The 18,017-nt window shown below is 37.8% G+C and carries 15 protein-coding genes; 8 read left to right on the forward strand and 7 right to left on the reverse strand.

From position 1 onward, the window contains the following. Positions 1 to 70: 70 nt before the first annotated feature. Positions 71 to 949, forward strand: coding sequence for a LytR/AlgR family response regulator transcription factor (locus QNI22_RS03625; protein WP_314509257.1), 879 nt, complete (start codon positions 71 to 73; stop codon positions 947 to 949). 106 nt (positions 950 to 1,055) lie between these two features. Further along, positions 1,056 to 2,153, forward strand: coding sequence for a serine hydrolase domain-containing protein (locus QNI22_RS03630; protein ID WP_314509258.1), 1,098 nt, complete (start codon positions 1,056 to 1,058; stop codon positions 2,151 to 2,153). A 130-nt stretch (positions 2,154 to 2,283) separates the two neighbouring features. On the opposite strand, the gene QNI22_RS03635 is transcribed toward QNI22_RS03630, so the two are convergent. After that, positions 2,284 to 2,805 carry a helix-turn-helix domain-containing protein gene (locus tag QNI22_RS03635; RefSeq protein ID WP_314509259.1) on the reverse strand — a complete coding sequence of 174 codons (522 nt, stop codon included), beginning with the start codon at positions 2,803 to 2,805 and terminating at the stop codon, positions 2,284 to 2,286. A 318-nt stretch (positions 2,806 to 3,123) separates the two neighbouring features. Between QNI22_RS03635 and QNI22_RS03640 the strand changes: the two genes are divergently transcribed. After that, the gene (locus QNI22_RS03640) at positions 3,124 to 3,930 is read left to right on the forward strand and encodes a 3-keto-disaccharide hydrolase (protein ID WP_314509260.1); all 807 of its coding nucleotides are present in this window, start codon (positions 3,124 to 3,126) and stop codon (positions 3,928 to 3,930) included. A 32-nt stretch (positions 3,931 to 3,962) separates the two neighbouring features. Here the strand turns inward: QNI22_RS03640 and QNI22_RS03645 are convergent, their stop codons facing one another. Then, entirely contained in the window at positions 3,963 to 5,291 is a 1,329-nt protein-coding gene (locus QNI22_RS03645; RefSeq protein ID WP_314509261.1) for a hypothetical protein, read from the reverse strand. A 138-nt stretch (positions 5,292 to 5,429) separates the two neighbouring features. Between QNI22_RS03645 and QNI22_RS03650 the strand changes: the two genes are divergently transcribed. Both QNI22_RS03650 and QNI22_RS03655 read left to right on the forward strand, forming a co-directional pair. Continuing rightward, on the forward strand, positions 5,430 to 5,954 hold the full coding sequence (locus tag QNI22_RS03650; protein WP_313992929.1) for a DUF2911 domain-containing protein: 525 nt from the start codon (positions 5,430 to 5,432) through the stop codon (positions 5,952 to 5,954). Between the two features lie 87 nt (positions 5,955 to 6,041). Continuing rightward, the gene (locus QNI22_RS03655; protein WP_314509262.1) at positions 6,042 to 7,199 is read left to right on the forward strand and encodes a LamG domain-containing protein; all 1,158 of its coding nucleotides are present in this window, start codon (positions 6,042 to 6,044) and stop codon (positions 7,197 to 7,199) included. 86 nt (positions 7,200 to 7,285) lie between these two features. On the opposite strand, the gene QNI22_RS03660 is transcribed toward QNI22_RS03655, so the two are convergent. Further along, on the reverse strand, positions 7,286 to 8,923 hold the full coding sequence (locus tag QNI22_RS03660) for a serine hydrolase domain-containing protein (protein WP_314509263.1): 1,638 nt from the start codon (positions 8,921 to 8,923) through the stop codon (positions 7,286 to 7,288). A 154-nt stretch (positions 8,924 to 9,077) separates the two neighbouring features. After that, complete coding sequence (locus tag QNI22_RS03665; RefSeq protein ID WP_314509264.1) at positions 9,078 to 10,121, reverse strand: helix-turn-helix domain-containing protein; 1,044 nt, start codon at positions 10,119 to 10,121, stop codon at positions 9,078 to 9,080. Between the two features lie 193 nt (positions 10,122 to 10,314). Between QNI22_RS03665 and QNI22_RS03670 the strand changes: the two genes are divergently transcribed. Continuing rightward, complete coding sequence (locus QNI22_RS03670; protein WP_314509265.1) at positions 10,315 to 11,358, forward strand: phosphotriesterase family protein; 1,044 nt, start codon at positions 10,315 to 10,317, stop codon at positions 11,356 to 11,358. A 15-nt stretch (positions 11,359 to 11,373) separates the two neighbouring features. Here QNI22_RS03670 and QNI22_RS03675 read toward each other — a convergent pair whose 3' ends face one another. Together QNI22_RS03675 and QNI22_RS03680 are read right to left on the reverse strand one after the other, a co-directional pair. Then, positions 11,374 to 12,393, reverse strand: coding sequence for a VOC family protein (locus QNI22_RS03675; RefSeq protein ID WP_314509266.1), 1,020 nt, complete (start codon positions 12,391 to 12,393; stop codon positions 11,374 to 11,376). Between the two features lie 214 nt (positions 12,394 to 12,607). After that, on the reverse strand, positions 12,608 to 13,951 hold the full coding sequence (locus QNI22_RS03680; protein WP_314509267.1) for a Gfo/Idh/MocA family protein: 1,344 nt from the start codon (positions 13,949 to 13,951) through the stop codon (positions 12,608 to 12,610). Positions 13,952 to 14,255: 304 nt separating this feature from the next. On the opposite strand from QNI22_RS03680, the gene QNI22_RS03685 reads away from it, so the two are divergent. Then, positions 14,256 to 15,191: a CPBP family intramembrane glutamic endopeptidase gene (locus tag QNI22_RS03685; RefSeq protein WP_314509268.1), complete on the forward strand. Its 936-nt coding sequence runs from the start codon at positions 14,256 to 14,258 to the stop codon at positions 15,189 to 15,191. A gap of 43 nt (positions 15,192 to 15,234) precedes the next feature. Here QNI22_RS03685 and glpK read toward each other — a convergent pair whose 3' ends face one another. Then, a complete protein-coding gene (gene glpK / locus QNI22_RS03690) occupies positions 15,235 to 16,710 on the reverse strand; it encodes a glycerol kinase GlpK (RefSeq protein WP_314509269.1) in 1,476 nt (491 codons plus the stop codon). Between the two features lie 303 nt (positions 16,711 to 17,013). Here glpK and QNI22_RS03695 point away from each other — a divergent pair, with 303 nt between their 5' ends. After that, positions 17,014 to 18,006 (forward strand): 2-hydroxyacid dehydrogenase, encoded by a 993-nt coding sequence (locus tag QNI22_RS03695; protein WP_314509270.1) that lies wholly within the window; start codon positions 17,014 to 17,016, stop codon positions 18,004 to 18,006. Positions 18,007 to 18,017: the final 11 nt, after the last annotated feature.

Consider the following 18,017-nt stretch of genomic DNA (forward strand, 5'->3'; position numbering starts at 1 on the left):
AAATTTCAACCACTTATTCTATGGATCTATTTTTGAAGGAAAGATAACAAATCCATTCTTTGCGATCAGCATGTTAGCCGCATCCATTTCTCAGATAGAGTATAAAGACAAATGGGTAAGAGCCATTATTCTACCCCTTATGTTATCCCTCCAGTTATATCTGGACTATAGTGAAGATTTTTGGGATTGGAAGTTGGCTTATTGCATAGGTGCAGATATTCTGACTGCTATTTTGGTTTGGGAGTTAATACGAACGGTTGTTTTACTATTAGACCGATATTATCCCTGGCAGAATGGTTTTCTGAAACGATTGTTACTCCAATTGCTGATAACTGTTCCCGTCTGTCTGGTACTTATTATTGGTATCACCTGGACGACTTACACATTTATTGTCACGCCACATGATCCCAATCTGTGGCTTTACTTTTATAAAATTGATTTGCCTGTTATTGTAATTTTGCTGTGTATGCTCAATTTTATTTATGTAAGCCTTTACTTTTATCGCTTCCACGAACAACAAAGTATTACCCTGCCATCCATATTGACAGATCTGACAGAGCAAAAACATGTTCGAAAACCAAAAACTGAAACTAATCGACTAATGATAAAATCAGGAAAGAAGGAATTAATTCTGGATATGTCGGAAGTTGCAGGAGCGTTTGTTACAGATGGAATTTGTTGGGTAGTAACTACAGAAGGAAAGAAATTGGTTGTGGATTGTTCGTTGGATTATCTGGAAGAAGCATTGAAAACTGGCAATTTCTTTCGGGCTAATAGGCAATTGATTCTTTCTCGTATGTTGGTAAAATCAATTCATTCAGATACATATGGAAAAATAAAAGTAGTGCTTAAAGAAGGTAGTGGAGTATCAGGAGAAATCTTTGTGAGCCGAACTAAAGCAGCAGAGTTTAGGAAATGGATAAAAGTGGATATAGCATTTCAGGGTTAAATGAATAGCATTTCAGTCAAAAAGTTGATTCCAAGTCTGGAAATGAAAGAATATGGATCTTGTTTTGAGTGGTCATTATTATTTCATTCACTCAAAACAAGTAACTATGAAAACGTATTTAATAAGTATTCTACTCCTTGCCAACTGTCTGGGTTGTAAAGAAGATGCTACCCAACCAATTGTGACAAACAATCCACTGACTTCTTCACTTGACCAGACAGTTCATAGCACAGTCGAAAAATATGCTTCTGCATCCAGTACCGGAGGATTTGTGATTGGAATCTTTCGCAATGACAGTACATTTATTTATCGGTATGGACACAGCAATAAGGAGACACATCAACTGCCTGATGAAAATACTATTTTTGAAATAGGTTCTATCTCAAAAACCTTTACTGCTGCACTTATGACTGATTTTACTGCTAGCCGGCAGATAAATCTGGAAGAGCCAGCCAGTAAATTTTTACCTCTTTCTTTTTTGGAAAAAAATGGAATTCAGGTAAAACTAAAAGATCTACTCAATCATAGTTCCGGATTACCCAGGTTGCCTGATGACTTGGCAAATGGAGCAAATACTCAAGAACCGTACAAACATTATGATAGTACGAAAGTATATGTATATCTGAAAAATAAACCATTGAAGAATACACCTGAAACAGTATTCGAGTATTCAAATCTGGCTTTTGGAGTTGCAGGGCTAATACTTGAACGAAATACAGGGAAAAGCTATGAACAACTTGTGGAAGAGAAGATAGCTATATCTCTGGGAATGAAGGATACAAAAATAACTTTGTCTGAAGATGAAAAGCTGAGATTTGCAAAAGGGTACGATGCGAAAGGTAAACCTGTAGCTTATTGGAATGATCTGAATGGGTTTAAGGGAGCAGGTGCATTGCGTTCTACTGTAAAGGATTTGTTAGTATATGCACAAGCAAATATAAACCCTGGCAATAATACAATAGGCAAGAGTTTCGCATTTTGTCATCAGATTACATCGACTTTAGATGACAAGAAAGTAGGTTTAGCCTGGTTTGAACTCACTATTAATGGTCATGCAGTATATGTGCATGACGGAGGAACAGGAGGTTTTACCAGTTTCATCCTTTTCTCAAAAGAGAAGAAAAGAGCACTGGTATTATTGGCTAATAACTCAACAGAAAACTTGAGTAGTGTGATAGATAGGTTAAGTAAATCGGTCTTTTGATTAAGAGCTGGACTTTACTGGCTACCCGAAAAGAAGATTTTTTATTAGAAAGCACTGCCAATTTGGAAGTGAAAGAGAATGCCTCATATGCATATATGAGGCATTAGTATTGGATTTGTATGGATGTGGTTTATACCTGATCCAGAGACTTACGTTTCTTTTCTTTCAACTGTTTGAAATGACTTGGTGTCAATCCTGTCACTTTTTTGAATTGATTGGAAAGATGTTGTACACTGCTATAGTGAAGTTGATCGGCTATTTCACTCAATGAAAGTTCATCATACATGAGTAGTTCTTTCACCTTTTCTATTTTCTGATTGATAATGTATTTTTCAATCGTAATACCTTCTACTTCTGAAAAAAGACTGCTTAGATAGCCATAGTCACGATTAAGCTGTTCAGCTATATAATCGGAGTGATTTACTTTTTGCAGATTATCATTTTCTGAATGAATCAGGGTAATAATTACTGTTTTGATACGTTCAATCATTTTTTGCTTTTTGTCATCCAGCAGTTCAAATCCTACTTCTTCCAATTTTTCTCTGAGTGACTGAGCTTGATTGACAGCTAATTCTTCCTGTATCTGTACTTCTCCCAACTGCATATCTATAGGATGTAATCCTTCTTCCTGGAGTACCTGTTGTACAACCATCTTGCAACGGTTGCAGACCATATTTTTTATATATAAAGTATTCATTGAAGGATTTTTTTACGTATTTCTATGTTACTGCATTATCCAATAGGATCAAGACGAATTAGTCAAAGATACAAAAAGCTATATTCAACAGAAGCAAATTTATATAGACATCTTCCTTGTTTTCTATCTTGTTTATAGTAAATAACATAAGATCAGAAAGTTTTGGTTTGACCCATTGCTTTTTTGAGTTGAAATTATGTAACATTGTGTACCTCACCTTTATACTATAGGTGTTTTGTTTCACTTATTCACCTCAAATCTTCTGTACAATCCATGAATGCTAAATTTTTACTGGCATTTGCCGTAACAGGAAGTGTATGGTTATCAGCCTGCAACTCTTCCACTAAGCATGATGAAAACACAACTGATACTGCTTCTGTAGCGACTAATGATACTACAGCAGTACTGACTGAAACAGCTTCTTTAAATAAACTTACCAGTGAAGAAGAAAGTCAGGGTTTTAAATTGTTATTTGATGGACAGTCCACCGCCGGATGGCATAGCTATCTGAAAGGAGATAGTGTAATTGGCTGGAAAGCAGAAGGAGGTATATTGGTGTGTCCGGGTAATACAGGAGCTGATTTGACCAGTAACGATGAATATGAAAACTTTGAACTTCGTTTTGACTGGAATGTAGAGCCTAAAGGCAACAGTGGAGTAATTTACAAAGTTATTGAAGACAAAAAGTATAAAAGCTCTTATGAGTCGGGTCCAGAATATCAGATTATAGATGACAATGGCTATCCGCCTTATATGGAAAACGGAAAAGAGATTCATATAACAGATAAGCAAAAGTCAGGAGCTAACTATGATATGCAGGCTCCATCAGCTTTCAAAGCCAAAGCACCTGGTGAATGGAACGAAGCAGTAATTATTGTAAATAAAAACCATGTGGAACACTGGCTAAACGGTGAGAAGGTAGTGGAATACGAGTATGGAGGACCTGAATGGAAGAAACAATTAGCTGTGAGTAAGTTTACTAAATGGCCTTACGCTACTCCTCACGCCAAAGGAAAAATAGCTTTCCAGGATCATGAACACAAAGTAGAATACCGAAATATACGCATTAAAATATTGTAAGTCCTGCAAACTATCTTTCAGACTCAGATAGATTACATAGCTGTCTGAGTCTGAAAATTTTCTTCAAATACGACCTCTCCATTCAATCTTTGAAGTTTGGTATAACGTATTGACCCCGTTCCCTGAAAACCATAATGAATCCCAACAATCCGAGTGGCGGCATTAGAGAATGAAGTTTCCAGTGCTTTTTTATCATTGATGAAAAATTGTACTTTTTTGTTCCTGCATTCCACTCTGACTTTTGTCCAATGACTCATATCACTTCCAAATCCTGACAAATCAGTCGTTTTGCCTTCCATAAACTTATCGCCTACCGACATATTCAAATCTGATACACAACCTAGGTTACTTAGCGGTATACTCATCATATCATTTTCCAGTAACAACATAATCTGTGAGAACTGACAAATCGCTGAGCCCTGGTTGTAGTTGCTTTTTACTTCTGTTTCAAAAATGAAATTGTCGTTAAGTATTCCTTTAAAGTCGCGAACATTCCGAAATATTACAAAAGGAGGTTGAGGTTGCATAGGTATGTGTTTAGCCTCGATCTGTACAGGCGACAATCCAAGTGTACCATTCTTTCTCGTTTCCCGTTCTGAAAAATAGACAGGAACAGGTTCCTGTTGAACAGCTACAATCCAACCATCTGATGGAATAAGCAAGTCATGTTCTTTAACAATCCGATCTCCTACTACAAGTTTTGCTTTAAAGAATCCAGGATAATAATAAATGGAAGTGTATTGATGTTTGTTTTTGGGAACCAGAACCCGTCGTTTAGGGTCCCAGGATTGCTGAATAAATACCGAATCAGTAGTAGCCGCAGTAGCATCATAGGTAAATACTACAGAATTTGGGATGCCTTTGGTAACAGGTTTACTAGTAAACGAGAATGGGGTCGAAGATTGGTTTTCTTTTTTTATGTCTGCTTTGGAAAACGTTTGGATAGTAAGCCAGCCTGCACCTGCCAGTAGCAAAATCAGACTGAATACCCCAATGCTCTTTGTCTGAAAACGTGGTTCTGTTTTGGGTGGGTTTATCTGTTGGGATATTACTTCAGTTTGAGGAACAGTAATACGAGGTTGTTCTTCCTGTATACTTTTTAGCTTAAACTCTCTCCAGTTTTCATACCCTACAAAGCTAGCCAGTGTATTAAGCGTGCTTAGATTAGGTAAACTCTCATATTTTACTTTTCCCCACACACGTTTCAATGTAGTAGGACTGAGGTTTATTTTTGTCTCTTCATAAATCTTTTCACTCAGTTCTGTAAAATCCTGATTTTTCCAGAACTCACTATTTCCCCAGCCTGTCTTTTCCTCAATCAGGTGTTTACACTTTTCAATAAGAACATCTTCCGATTGCATTGTTGTAAGGGTTTTGCCTTATCAAAGATACTATTTTTATGCTTGCACCAACTTGCACCAATTTGGAAAAGTGGTGAATGGCGCATTTGGCCCATATATGGAACCTTTGCACCATGTTTCATTTAAATCTAATCACACATGACAACCCAATTAAGAAAACACACACTGAGTGCCATCCTGTTTATGTTAAGCTTTATCACTATGGATGCATTTGCTCAAAATGACAAGCCACGTGAGAGTCCCCCAGCTACTGCAAGCGGAAAGGCTGGAAATAAAACCATTACCATTCAGTACAGTCAACCTGCAGTGAAAAACCGGGATGTCTGGGGTAAGCTGGTTCCTTATGGGCAGGTATGGCGTACAGGTGCCAATGAGACTACTTCTATTGAATTCTCGGATGATGTAACCATAGAAGGAAAACCTCTGGCTAAAGGAAAATATGCCTTGTTTACCATTCCAAATGAAAAAGAGTGGACGATCATTTTCAATAAAACTATTAAATGGGGTGCTTTTAGCTATAAACAGGAAGAAGATGTATTGCGAGTGAATGTGCCAGTAAAAAAATCCAAAAGCTTCACTGAGAGAATGACCTTCACTGTTTCCAATCAGGGACTTGTAACACTTAAGTGGGAAAATGCACAGGTAGATTTTACTGTGAAATGACTTCTTCTGCTTTCTTCTATAAACGAATGAAAGCAGAATTTTTACGTTGTTGAATCCGAAAATCTCAATCTCCAAACTACTACTTATATGAAAGCTATATATTTATTTCTAGGCTTGTGTTTGACATCGATGGTAGTATTTGCTCAATCTGAGAGCAAATCACGTTCAGGAGTCTCAAAGCAGAGAAAATCTATCTCTATCCCTATGCAGGCAGATCGCTGGGAGTTTGCACCTCAGAAGGCAGAATTTGTGACCTATAAAAATGTGCAAGGGATGAAGTTACTGCCTAAATCCGGACCTGTTGTATTGAAAGACTTTATATTCTCAGACGGAACTATTGAGTTTGATGTCGAGCAAACCGAATCAACTTTTGTGGGTGTATATTTCCGATGGCAGAATGCTATGGAATCTGAATTTGTATACTTACGGGCACAAAGAGTCAATAACGCCAAAGCAATAGATGCTATACAATATGCACCAATTATTGGGGGAGTAAACATGTGGGATATGCTACCTCTTTTTCAGGGACCCGCTTTGATTAAAGAAAAAGAGTGGAATCATATTAAACTGGTTGTTTCAGAGTTACAAATGAGAGTGTATGTCAATAACAACGCTCACTCCACACTTGAAATACCTCGTCTGGAAGGAAATACCAAACAGGGAACTATTGCCTTTGAAGGCCCAGCTGTTTATGCCAACCTTATTGTAAAGCCTGGAGAAATTGAAGGCTTATCAACTACAGAAGGTATTGATCTGACCAATCATGATTCCCGATATATTCGTTCCTGGGCCGTTACAAAACCTGATTCTCTTCCAATGGGAAGGGAATTACTTAATGTAAAGGCATTTCCTACAAAAGAGACCTCCTGGGAATCTATACAATCCGAAAGACAGGGTTTAGTAAATCTGACCCGTATGTATGGAAAGAGTGACTCTAGAAGATATGTATGGTTAAAAACTACCATTAAGGCAAAGTCAGATCTGATTCGGCAGGTGAGAATGGGCTTCAGTGATGAAGTTTGGGTAATGTTGAATGGCAATCCGGTATATGTAGATAAAAATCTGTATGGTGCCATCCTGATGAAACCTCCCTTTGGCAGATGCTCTATTGAGAATACATCTTTCACTTTACCTCTAAAGGCTGGTGACAATGAGTTGCTTATTGGTGTTGCCAATAGCTTTTATGGATGGGGAGTTATTGCCCGCTTTGACAATCTGGACGATATAGAACTGGCTGAAAAATAGTTTTATCCAGAGGCAGTTGTTATATGTTGCCTCTGGATAGTTTTCTTAGTTGTTGACAGGAATGGTAATGCCTCTAGACAAGAAATTTATTTTTCGAACCGGACATTTCGAAAATCGTCAGCACCTATAACAAAATGATCTATTCGATCTTTTTCTTTTCCTCCAAACTGAAAGATTGCCTGGTTATCAGGTGCATAAAAAGTATGTATTCTAATAGGAATGGTTTTGATGCGAATAATACCTTTAAAGGTGACGATCAAATTTTGCTTTTTGACTTTTACCTTCATTCGGCTATGTGTCTCTTTATTGGTGTAGATACCTGTATATTTCCTTAGTTCAGCCGTTTGCAGAATAGGAGAGGGATTCATTCGAAAGTGGGTAGTATCATTTTTGAATTTTTGGTGGAGTAAGACTTCTCCATTTTCCGAATGAGAGAACCAGATGTGAAGGTACAAATCTGGATCTCCAACTTTTGCCACAAAATGATTATTTCCAATAGCCATTAATTCGTGTAGGGACTTATTGGGTCTGAATGCCAGATATACTTTTTCATCTTTTATCAGAATCTGTCTGAATCGATAGCGATTTTTCTTACTGATGCCTTCATAGTTACTGAGTTTATCTTTAAAGAAGTTTTTATCGATAGAAAGAAATTGATAAGGTTTTCTAACTGTATCTGTAGGTTGAGATTGGATGTTGAGCATCAGATCTGCCAGAGCAAAGGCTTTTCTTTCTGTATCATCATAACGGGAACTATTTGCCAGGCAAATAATGCTTAGGTGTTTGTCTGGAAAACGTACCAGCGAAGATGTATATCTGTAATCATCACCTCCATGCCCAATTGCAGCATTATTGTGATACGAATGGATATTTAATCCAAATGCATAATGAATGGTATCGCCATTATTGAGTATGTAAGGAGTTTGCATGGTTGATATAAGAGCCGGATCTTTTTGGCCTAGTTGATTATGCCAAAAGTTTTCATTCCATAAGATCAGATCATCAACTGTCGTGATTAGATTGTGATCACCTACTATACCCCCATCTATAGGTGATTTTCGCTTGAATTTTGTCGGATGTTTACGTCTGGGTTGATAGGGAACAGCTCGTGTGGATGGTTCGCCAGATACTACATCATTAAAGAACGTATGATTCATCTGAAGAGGTTTGAAAATATACTGATCTGCAAATAATCGTAATGACATTCCACTAATCCTGTGTACAATCTCACCCAGTAATACATAGTTTATATTAGTATAGGCATGTTCATCGCCAGGCTTAAAATTCAGATCCTGTTGATTTGACATCAGAGAAAGCATGTTAGCTGTAGTATTGTATTTTTTTCGAATGTTTCCTTTCAGATTTATTTTGCCTGATAATACCGCCAGTACATATGCTTCCCGTAAACCACTCGTATGTGTGAGCAAATGTCTGACAGTCACTTTCTCTTTCAACTTAAATTCAGGAAAGAATTTGCGAATATCATCGTCAAAAGAGAGTTTACCTTCTTCTTCCAACAGAGCTATACACATGGCGGTAAACTGTTTGGCTACAGAGGCTACATTAAATGTGGTTTGAGGTGTATTGGGAAGATGCCGTTGGATATTTGCCATACCATATCCTTTGAGTAATAGCACCTTTCCTTCTAAAACTACTGCAACCGAACCACCAGGGCAATCTGATTTATTCCAGTCAGAAAAAATAGAATCAACTCTATGTTCCATAGTTTGGAACGTAAATGAAAATGTATTTTGAGAAATACAGGGGCATGAAGCGGCCAGAAACAAGAGCAAGAATAAGAGAGCTTTTTTCATTCGTTTTTTTGAGCGAAACAATAGAAACTCTCTTTTCAAATCTTCTCAAAACTGGTTTTGAGAGTTAATTTTTAACTTTTCTGATTTCAGACTGTATAAACTCCTTAGGTGTCATTTGCGTCATAAGTTTGAAAACACGTTGAAATGTTGCCTGAGAGCTAAATCCACAATCCAGTGCGATCCCTGAAATAGTCATGTGTTGATTTTCGCTAGCCAACAGGCGTTGTTTAACTTCATTAACACGATACTCATTTACAAACTCACTAAAGCCTTTCTGTAAATGTTGATTGAGAATAGATGAAACTTGTCTTGAATTTAGGGAAATATGATCTGCTAATTTTGCTACGGTGAGATCTGGGTCGAGATAAAGTTTTTCGCTTTCCATAGCTTCCTGCATTTTTTGTACACAAACAGCAATTTCATCAGGTGTTAATGTGTCCAGAGAAGAAGAACCTGCTTTGACGGTTTCAAGATACACTATTTTGGTACGATGATACCCTGCAAAGCTGATCCAATAAATGAGAATAACTAGTAAGACTTCTGATGGATAGTAATGGTTTTCATTGAAGGTTGGCCATACAAAAGGAGAAATTACTGTAACCACCCAAACAATACCTAGTATTAGCATTGCTATAATTAAAATTTTTATCCAGCGGAATTTTGATAACCTATCTGAAGAATCTTGTTGACGTATCAGTTTAACTGAGTAGAGTAAGTACAGCCAAAATATCAATACACTTAAAGGTTCTGCAATAACTGCCTGCCAATAATCTATTTTTTGAGTAAAAATACTTGAATGAATAAGTTGTGTTTTCTCCAAAATAAAATAGAGAATGAGAAAACAACGGATTACAAATTGTACAAGTACAGGAGCATAATACCAAACAATAGACTGAGGTGTTTTTTGTTGAGGATGAACGATTGCATAAACATACAGATACAAGCTGGGACCGAGGGCAAATATCAATGTGAACGGAAAAAGAGCAAAAAAGTAAGAATTTATACCTGAACTCCAGTTAAAAGTTTCAAATCCATTGTATACAAGCACAGCAATAAACATTCCTAATGCCTTGCTTTTTAGTTTATTTTCATCTTTTGAAAAAAACAAGATGATACTTACCAATAACCCCTGTATAGCACCAAATAAAATAAGTAAATTGATAAGACTTAGGTTTAGTGACATAACTATACTGGTTATCAGTCAAAAGGAGGGGAAAATATTGTGCTGGTAAGTAAAAATACGTAACTTGAATCAGAACCGAAAACGTACATTTTTCCAAACTCACTATAACTCTAATTCTATGAAAACGGTGACCCGACGCGAGTTTATACGAGTTTCTTCCGGAGTCCTTAGTGGATTACTAATTGCTCCATCTATTGCTCTCTCCTTACAACGAATACCCCCCAGAATTCAGTGTGTGACAACCAGCAAAGAGGCATCCTTTATGGGTGTGTCACTCATTCACGAGCATATTCTGGTGGATTTCATAGGAGCAGATAAGTATAATCCAAATCGGTGGTACAGGGATCAGGTCTTAAAGAAAGTGTTACCTTATTTGCAGGAAGTAAAAGCTTTGGGGTGTCAGACTATTGTGGACTGTACACCCGCTTATTTGGGAAGAGATCCTCTTTTGCTAAAATTAGTCTCACAGGCGACAGGAATACAGATTATTACCAATACAGGATACTATGGTGCCAGACAGAATAAATTTCTACCAGCTTTTGCATTTACAGAAACAGCAGATCAATTGGCAAGCCGATGGGTGCGTGAATTCAAGCGGGGAATTGATGATACAGGTATTAAACCTGGTTTTATAAAAATAGGAGTAGACCCGGAACCCTTATCGCCTATTCATCAGAAGCTGGTACAGGCTGCTGCACGTACACATTTAAAAACAGGAATGGTTATCGCTTCTCATACAGGACCTGCGATACCTGCTTTTGAGCAGATGGAAATATTACGAAATGAGGGGGTACATCCACAGGCATTTATCTGGGTACATGCACAATCTGAACCTGAAAAAGAAAAGTATATAGAGGCTGTAAATGAAGGAGCTTGGGTGAGTCTGGATGGATTGAGTGATCAGAATGTGGATGAGTATCTGCAATTGCTACGTTTTATGAAAGAAAAGCAATTATGGCATAGAACACTGATTTCACATGATGCCGGATGGTATCATCCAGGAGAACCTAAAGGTGGAGATTTTCGCCCCTTTACAACTATTCATAAAAAATTGCTTCCTCTGATGGCGCAGAATGGTTTTACGCAAGTTGAAATAGATCAGCTTCTAAAGATTAATCCTGCTAATGCATTTGCCATTCGTATAAAACCTTTGGTTAAATAAAAAAGACAAATGAATTCATTTGTCTTTTTTATTGCCACTCATTGTTTCTGAAGGCTGATTGATGTAAACTGTACGAGGTCCTTCTCTTCCGTCTTCTGCATACATCTCGCAATAGATTCCTTCTGGCGAATGTGTAATGGCTGTTATATAAGGGGTAGGCTTATTACGATAAATTAACCGGGAAGGACGGAGGTTAAATTCATAACCTTTAATGGCTGCAGCCTGATACGCAGGCTGAGGGTCTTTGTATAGAAATCCTATCTGTTCTATTCCAGGTCTGAACTGCATAGTATCCATTTTATGAACAGTGTTTGATGGAATGTTCAACGCCTCTGGAACTGCCATAATGAGTATATGGTCTCCTACTTTCATTTTGCAGTAAAGATTATTTCTCTTTAAAATTTCCCCATTATACACATCCTTAAAGAAGTTGATATTTTTTTCCAGATTCTCAACCAGCAACATCACATGGTCAATGCCATACAGTGTTTCCTGTGATCGTTCCCGATTACGTTGTATGATAACAATACGGGTGTATTCTGGCCCCCATATCATTGCAGCTTTGGACGATTCTCCTGGAATATCGACTTCAGTCGATATTACTTTTATACCTTGTGCTTCTAGTGACTTCAGTGAGTATTTAATACTTTCTGTGCGTAAGGCAAGCCAATGTACACCATAGGTAGGTGGTGTTTTTGCTGAGACTTTAACCGATGTCCGTTTCCAGCGGATAGGATCTTCCTGCATATACATACCCTGATAAGGCCCACGAGGTGAAATAGCTATAGAGGCTTGTTCTGGTCTTACTTCAAGATAGTCGATAAACGAAAGAGGATTTTTGTCTGGTCTTGCCAATGGCTTTGCCTGAAAGTGCTTGACAAAAAAATCTTTGGCTGCTTTAGGATCATTCACAAAATAGTGAATATTATCCAGCATGATTGGAGGTGTTTCCTGTTGATCTGTGGGTATAAAGGCACAGCAAATCAGTGTAAACACAGATAGCACGCCCAACTGATAAAGTCTTGGCAAAGACATAACGCAATGTCAGAGGTAGAAGTGGATAATATTTACCAGATAATTTGAAAGTATAGATTAGTCCAATATAATGCTAATGTAATAAATATTCATAAAAGTGTATACTGAACACTTCATTTAATTTCTTTTATTGGTAGTAAATCTGAAGTTTGGTAAACAAAAAAAGCCTCTTTTCCAAAGAGGCTTTTCATCTGGAAATATATAACGTATTGGTTTATAGTTCGAAACCAGAACGATATGTTCTCGTTACATATTGATTTAAATCTGGTGTTCCTGGAAACTGCATATTGGCAGAATCCCATGTCAGTTTTTGTCCTGGCATGCGTAAAGCCATTACTCCCAATAACATAGTTTCAGTAAGTGGACCTGCATAATCAAACGGACAATTAGCCTTGCCATTTCCTTTACAAGCCTCAGCCCAGTTGCGCTCATGACTCATTCCTACTCGTGGGAATAGTTGTTTGGGAGCTTTAAAATCCTGCATCTTTGTAGTTGGGAGCAGACGTGGCTTACTTCCATAGGTATCATGCATAAGTTTTCCTTTGCTCCCTATATAAAGTACACCACCTCCACGATCTATCTTTTCTTCAGGTAAAAGTTCTTTCGGTCTTTCTGGCAACAGTCCACCATCATACCAGGTCAAACGAACTGCTGGCATTTTACCTCTGGCTGCAAAATCATAATATACAATAGAGGCCACCGGATAGGTTTGTCCATTAAACTGAGAAGAAGAGGCTTCTACATGTGTGGGTGCTCCCAACCCTAGTGCCCATACAGGGTGATCTATCAGGTGAGCTCCCATATCACCTAATGCACCAACACCATAATCTACCCATCCTCTCCATTTAAATGGGTGATAGGCTGGATTATAGGTTCTTGGTTGAGCCGGTCCTAAAAATAGATCCCAATCCAATGAAGGAGGAGTGGCAGGAGCATCTGTAGGGAATGCGATACCTTGTGGCCAGATAGGTCGATTGGTCCATACATGGACTTCAGTAACTTTGCCAATCATATCTGCAGCAATAATCTCATTGATTAAGCGGGCATCGTCATTGGAATGACCTTGGTTTCCCATCTGGGTGACAATTTTAGGCATTGCCTTAGCTAATTTGGCAAGCTCCCGTGCTTCATGCAATGTATATGTCAATGGTTTTTGTACATACACATGCTTGCCAGCCTTCATAGCTGCTACTGTTTGTACTGCATGTAAGTGATCTGGAGTGGCAATTACTACTGCATCTATATCTTTTTGCTGCTCCAGCATTTTACGATAATCCTTATGGCGTTTAGCATTGGGATAGGTATCGTATGTTTTGGCTGCATACGCATCATCTACATCACATAATGCTACAATATTCTCGGTAGGTGCCAGATTGCGCAAATTAGCAGCTCCCATACCCCCTACACCAATCCCGGCAATATTTAATTTATCAGATGGAGGAATAAATCCTTTGCCTAATACATGCCTTGGTACAATCATAAATGAAGATGCTGCTAGTGCAGAATTTTTCAAAAACTTTCGTCTGCTGTTTGAGTGATCTGTTGTATTTTTTTTCATGAGTAAATGGAAGGGAGATAAACGTATGAATAGAAAAGTAATTAGACCAGGAAACTAATAGAAGATATCCTAATTAGTTTTACCTCATTTTGTCTTTGAAAAGTAAAAATATTTCACATTTTAATCAATGTTGTTAAAAAAATATTTCTATTTAATAATCTATCGGTTATACTTGGTTGATCGATTATTTGAGATTTATTCCAAAGAAAATGATTACTTTCTGCGCAAAATTCCTACTGTATATACATTCTAGGTATTCTATTCTTTAAAACCACTGTTTTTTTATTCAATACAATTTTTTCCTATGAAGAAAATTATACATTATCTTCTTACACATATTCGTCAGGATTTTACGCTAAGAACATATGGATTAGTTACCTTGTTTCTGATAGTTAGTATTTCTTTTAACTATTATGTTGATCTGGAGGATAGTATTATTGACAGCTATGTGGGGAGCCCACAACGTTACTTGTGGTATTTTCTTTTGTATAGCTTTTCCTATTATGGTACAATTGGAATTTTACGAATAACCGGACAGTTGTCTAAAAAGTCTCTCGATAAAAACTTTTGGGTATATAGTTTATTTGGAATGCTTGTTCTGAGCATAGAACCTGAATTTTCGTATTCCGTTGGTTCATATGTAAGCAAATTGGATAGTAGCTTATATTACTGGAATTATAAACTGGCACATGAATTAGCTCCATTGGTATGCACTTTGATTCCATTGGCTCTGTTTTATGTTTATTACCGTCCTCGGCCGGAAACTTTCTATGGCCTCACTTTTTATAAGGTTGATTTGAAACCTTATTTTATTATGTGGTTGATTATGATACCTCCCATTATCTGGGCCTCTTTTCAACCAGACTTTCTGGAGACCTATCCTACCTATAGATCTCCATTACCAGATGAACAGTTGGGTTTACCAAAGGGTGTATTGGCATTTATCTATGAACTGGCTTATGGCTCTGCATTTGTGATGACTGAGTTAATTTTCAGAGGTTTTCTGGTGATTGGCATTGCAGTAATAATTGGGAAGGAGGCAATTTTACCTATGGTTGTTACCTATGCGTTTTTGCATTTTGGTAAACCTTTGGGAGAGACTATCGGAGCTATTTTTGGAGGATATATATTAGGGGTTATTGCATTGTATAGTCGAAATATATGGGGTGGGGTAGCTATTCATTTGGGCGTTGCCTGGTTGATGGAAGTTGCAGCCTGGATTCAAAAAGGATTAAAGTGAAGCCTGCTTGTTTAGACAACTAACAGGCTTTCTCTTATGTTTCCTACTTAAACAGACGGGCTGCTTCTACTGCTTTTTGCCAGCCTTTATAGAGCTTAGTTGTTTCTGCAATTGGCATTTGAGGTGTGAAGGTGTTCTGAGCCTGCCAACGTTGGGCTATTTCATTGCGATCTTTCCAGTAACCTGTTGCTAAACCTGCCAGATAAGCGGCTCCAAGAGCAGTAGTTTCATTAACAACCGGACGAACAACCGGAACACCTAGCAGGTCACTCTGAAATTGCATAAGAAAGTTATTGGCTACAGCTCCTCCATCTACACGTAGGTTCTTTAATTCTATACCTGAGTCTTGTTGCATTGCATTGAGTACATCTTTGGTTTGATAGGCTATTGCTTCCAGTGTTGCCCGTACCAGATGTTCACGTTGTGTGCCTCGGGTCAATCCGAAAATAGCACCCCGGGTATCACTATCCCAATAGGGTGTACCTAAGCCAACAAAGGCAGGAACAACATAAACACCATCATTGCTGGCAAGTGAATACGCTTGTTTTTCACTATCGGAAGACTTCTGCAATATTCGCAAACCATCTCTCAACCATTGAATAGCTGAGCCAGCCACAAAAATACTTCCTTCCAATGCATACTCTGTTTTTCCTCCAATTCCCCATGCAATGGTTGTGAGCAGGCCATTTTGAGAAGAAACTGCCTTTGCTCCTGTATTCATTAGCATAAAACATCCTGTTCCGTATGTATTTTTAGCCATCCCTGCTTCAAAACAGGCTTGCCCGAATAACGCTGCCTGCTGATCTCCCGCAATACCTGCTATCGGAACTTCTTCTCCTCCAAAAGCAGCCGTTGTGTAGCCATATACCTCTGAGCAAGATCGGACTTCAGGTAATATAGATTCAGGAATTCCAAATAAACTCAATAACTCTTTATCCCATTGGAGAGTATGTATATTATACAGCATTGTGCGGGAAGCGTTTGTATAGTCTGTAACATGGGCTTTTCCACGTGTCATTTTCCAGACCAGCCAAGTATCAATTGTTCCAAACAAAAGTTCTCCATTTTCTGCCTTGGCTTTTGCTCCAGGTACATTGGTAAGAATCCACCGGATTTTACTGGCCGAAAAGTAGGCATCTATTAGTAATCCTGTCCTTTGACGTACAGCATCTGAATAGCCTTTTTGTTTCCACTCCTCACAAATACTAACAGTCTGCCTGGATTGCCATACAATAGCATGATATATTGGCTCTCCTGTATTCTTATCCCAGAGTAGAGTGGTTTCCCGCTGATTGGTAATGCCAATGGCTGCTATCTTTTTGGCTGTTAATTTGGAAAGTAACTCACCTATAACAGAACCAACTGAAGTCCAGATTTCATTGGCGTCATGTTCGACCCAACCTGGTTGAGGAAAGTATTGTTTGAATTCTTTTTGTGCAATGTGAACTATGTTTCCAGCTTGGTCAAAAGCAATGGCACGTGAACTGGTTGTGCCCTGGTCTATAGCAAGAATATACATATTTTGATAACAGGGTTTAAGTGTAATGTTGCTTAGTTTATATGGAAAACTGAGTAAATGAAATACGAGTGTTAGGTATATAAGGAGGGTAATATAAAAATATTATTTGTGTTTTAACGAGGATATATTGTAAATTAATTAGTGATAATGAGAAAGATTAGGACCAGAAATGATTTCTGTCAGAAAAGAAGAGGCGGGGATAAAGGAAAGTTTTTATAATTTGCAATGGGTTGATTATCAGTTTTTATTGATGGTCTAGGGCTTCTAATTATTTTTTTTCATACTATTTAATACAATACATCCATGAAAGTTGCTTTTTTTAGTGCGAAACCTTATGAGAAATCATTTTTTGAGGATGCCAATCGTTCCCGACATTATAGCTTGAACTATCTGGATATTCCATTAAACGTTCATACAGCTAATTTGGCAAAAGGAGCAGATGTTGTTTGCATTTTTGTAAATGACAAAGCGGATGCCAAGGTAATTAAAGTTCTTGGACAAAATGGTATACGATTAATTGCTTTGAGATGTGCAGGGTATAATAATGTGGATTTGTCTGCATGTAGAGAAGAAGGAATACAGGTAGTACGTGTGCCAGCTTACTCACCTTATTCGGTTGCTGAACATACTGTTGCCCTCATACTTACACTCAATCGCAAAACACATAGGGCGTACAACAGAGTGAAAGAAGGCAATTTTTCCTTAGATGGTCTAATGGGTTTTGATCTACATGGAAAAACTGTAGGTATGATAGGACTCGGGAAAATTGGATTGATTACCGCAAAGATACTCAAAGGATTTGGATGTAGAGTATTAGGGTATGACATCGCAGAAGATAAAGAAGCTAAACAAATAGGAGTGGAGTATGTTTCTCTGCAAGAGCTTTTGCATACTTCAGATATTATTTCTCTGCATTGTCCCTTAACTCCACAAACACATCATATCATCAATAAAGAGACAATCAGTCAGATGAAGAAAGGAGTCATGATTATCAATACAGGGCGTGGAGCATTGATTGATGCAAAAGCAGCTATCCGGGGTTTAAAAAATGAACATATTGGTTATATGGGTCTTGATGTATATGAAGAAGAGGCAGATTTGTTTTTTGAAGACTTGTCAGAAAAAGTAATCAAAGACGATGTGTTTATGAGACTATTGACATTTCCTAATGTGCTTATTACGGGGCATCAGGCTTTTTTTACCCAAAATGCTATGCATAATATTGCAGAAACAACTTTGCAGAGTATTCATGAGTATGAGCAAAAGCTTCCTTTGACAAATCAGGTAAAAGTTTGAGGTACATTGTG

The organism is Xanthocytophaga agilis (genome assembly GCF_030068605.1).
GTDB lineage: Bacteria > Bacteroidota > Bacteroidia > Cytophagales > 172606-1 > Xanthocytophaga > Xanthocytophaga agilis.

Bases quoted from the DNA above. Each gene is read 5' to 3' on its own strand.
- QNI22_RS03625 (WP_314509257.1), top strand. From the start codon at position 71: ATGTTAGCCGCATCCATTTCTCAGATAGAGTATAAAGACAAATGGGTA.
- QNI22_RS03630 (WP_314509258.1), top strand. From the start codon at position 1,056: ATGAAAACGTATTTAATAAGTATTCTACTCCTTGCCAACTGTCTGGGT.
- QNI22_RS03635 (WP_314509259.1), bottom strand. From the start codon at position 2,805: ATGGTTGTACAACAGGTACTCCAGGAAGAAGGATTACATCCTATAGAT.
- QNI22_RS03640 (WP_314509260.1), top strand. From the start codon at position 3,124: ATGAATGCTAAATTTTTACTGGCATTTGCCGTAACAGGAAGTGTATGG.
- QNI22_RS03645 (WP_314509261.1), bottom strand. From the start codon at position 5,291: ATGCAATCGGAAGATGTTCTTATTGAAAAGTGTAAACACCTGATTGAG.
- QNI22_RS03650 (WP_313992929.1), top strand. From the start codon at position 5,430: ATGACAACCCAATTAAGAAAACACACACTGAGTGCCATCCTGTTTATG.
- QNI22_RS03655 (WP_314509262.1), top strand. From the start codon at position 6,042: ATGAAAGCTATATATTTATTTCTAGGCTTGTGTTTGACATCGATGGTA.
- QNI22_RS03660 (WP_314509263.1), bottom strand. From the start codon at position 8,923: ATGGAACATAGAGTTGATTCTATTTTTTCTGACTGGAATAAATCAGAT.
- QNI22_RS03670 (WP_314509265.1), top strand. From the start codon at position 10,315: ATGAAAACGGTGACCCGACGCGAGTTTATACGAGTTTCTTCCGGAGTC.
- QNI22_RS03675 (WP_314509266.1), bottom strand. From the start codon at position 12,393: ATGTCTTTGCCAAGACTTTATCAGTTGGGCGTGCTATCTGTGTTTACA.
- QNI22_RS03680 (WP_314509267.1), bottom strand. From the start codon at position 13,951: ATGAAAAAAAATACAACAGATCACTCAAACAGCAGACGAAAGTTTTTG.
- QNI22_RS03685 (WP_314509268.1), top strand. From the start codon at position 14,256: ATGAAGAAAATTATACATTATCTTCTTACACATATTCGTCAGGATTTT.
- glpK (WP_314509269.1), bottom strand. From the start codon at position 16,710: ATGTATATTCTTGCTATAGACCAGGGCACAACCAGTTCACGTGCCATT.
- QNI22_RS03695 (WP_314509270.1), top strand. From the start codon at position 17,014: ATGAAAGTTGCTTTTTTTAGTGCGAAACCTTATGAGAAATCATTTTTT.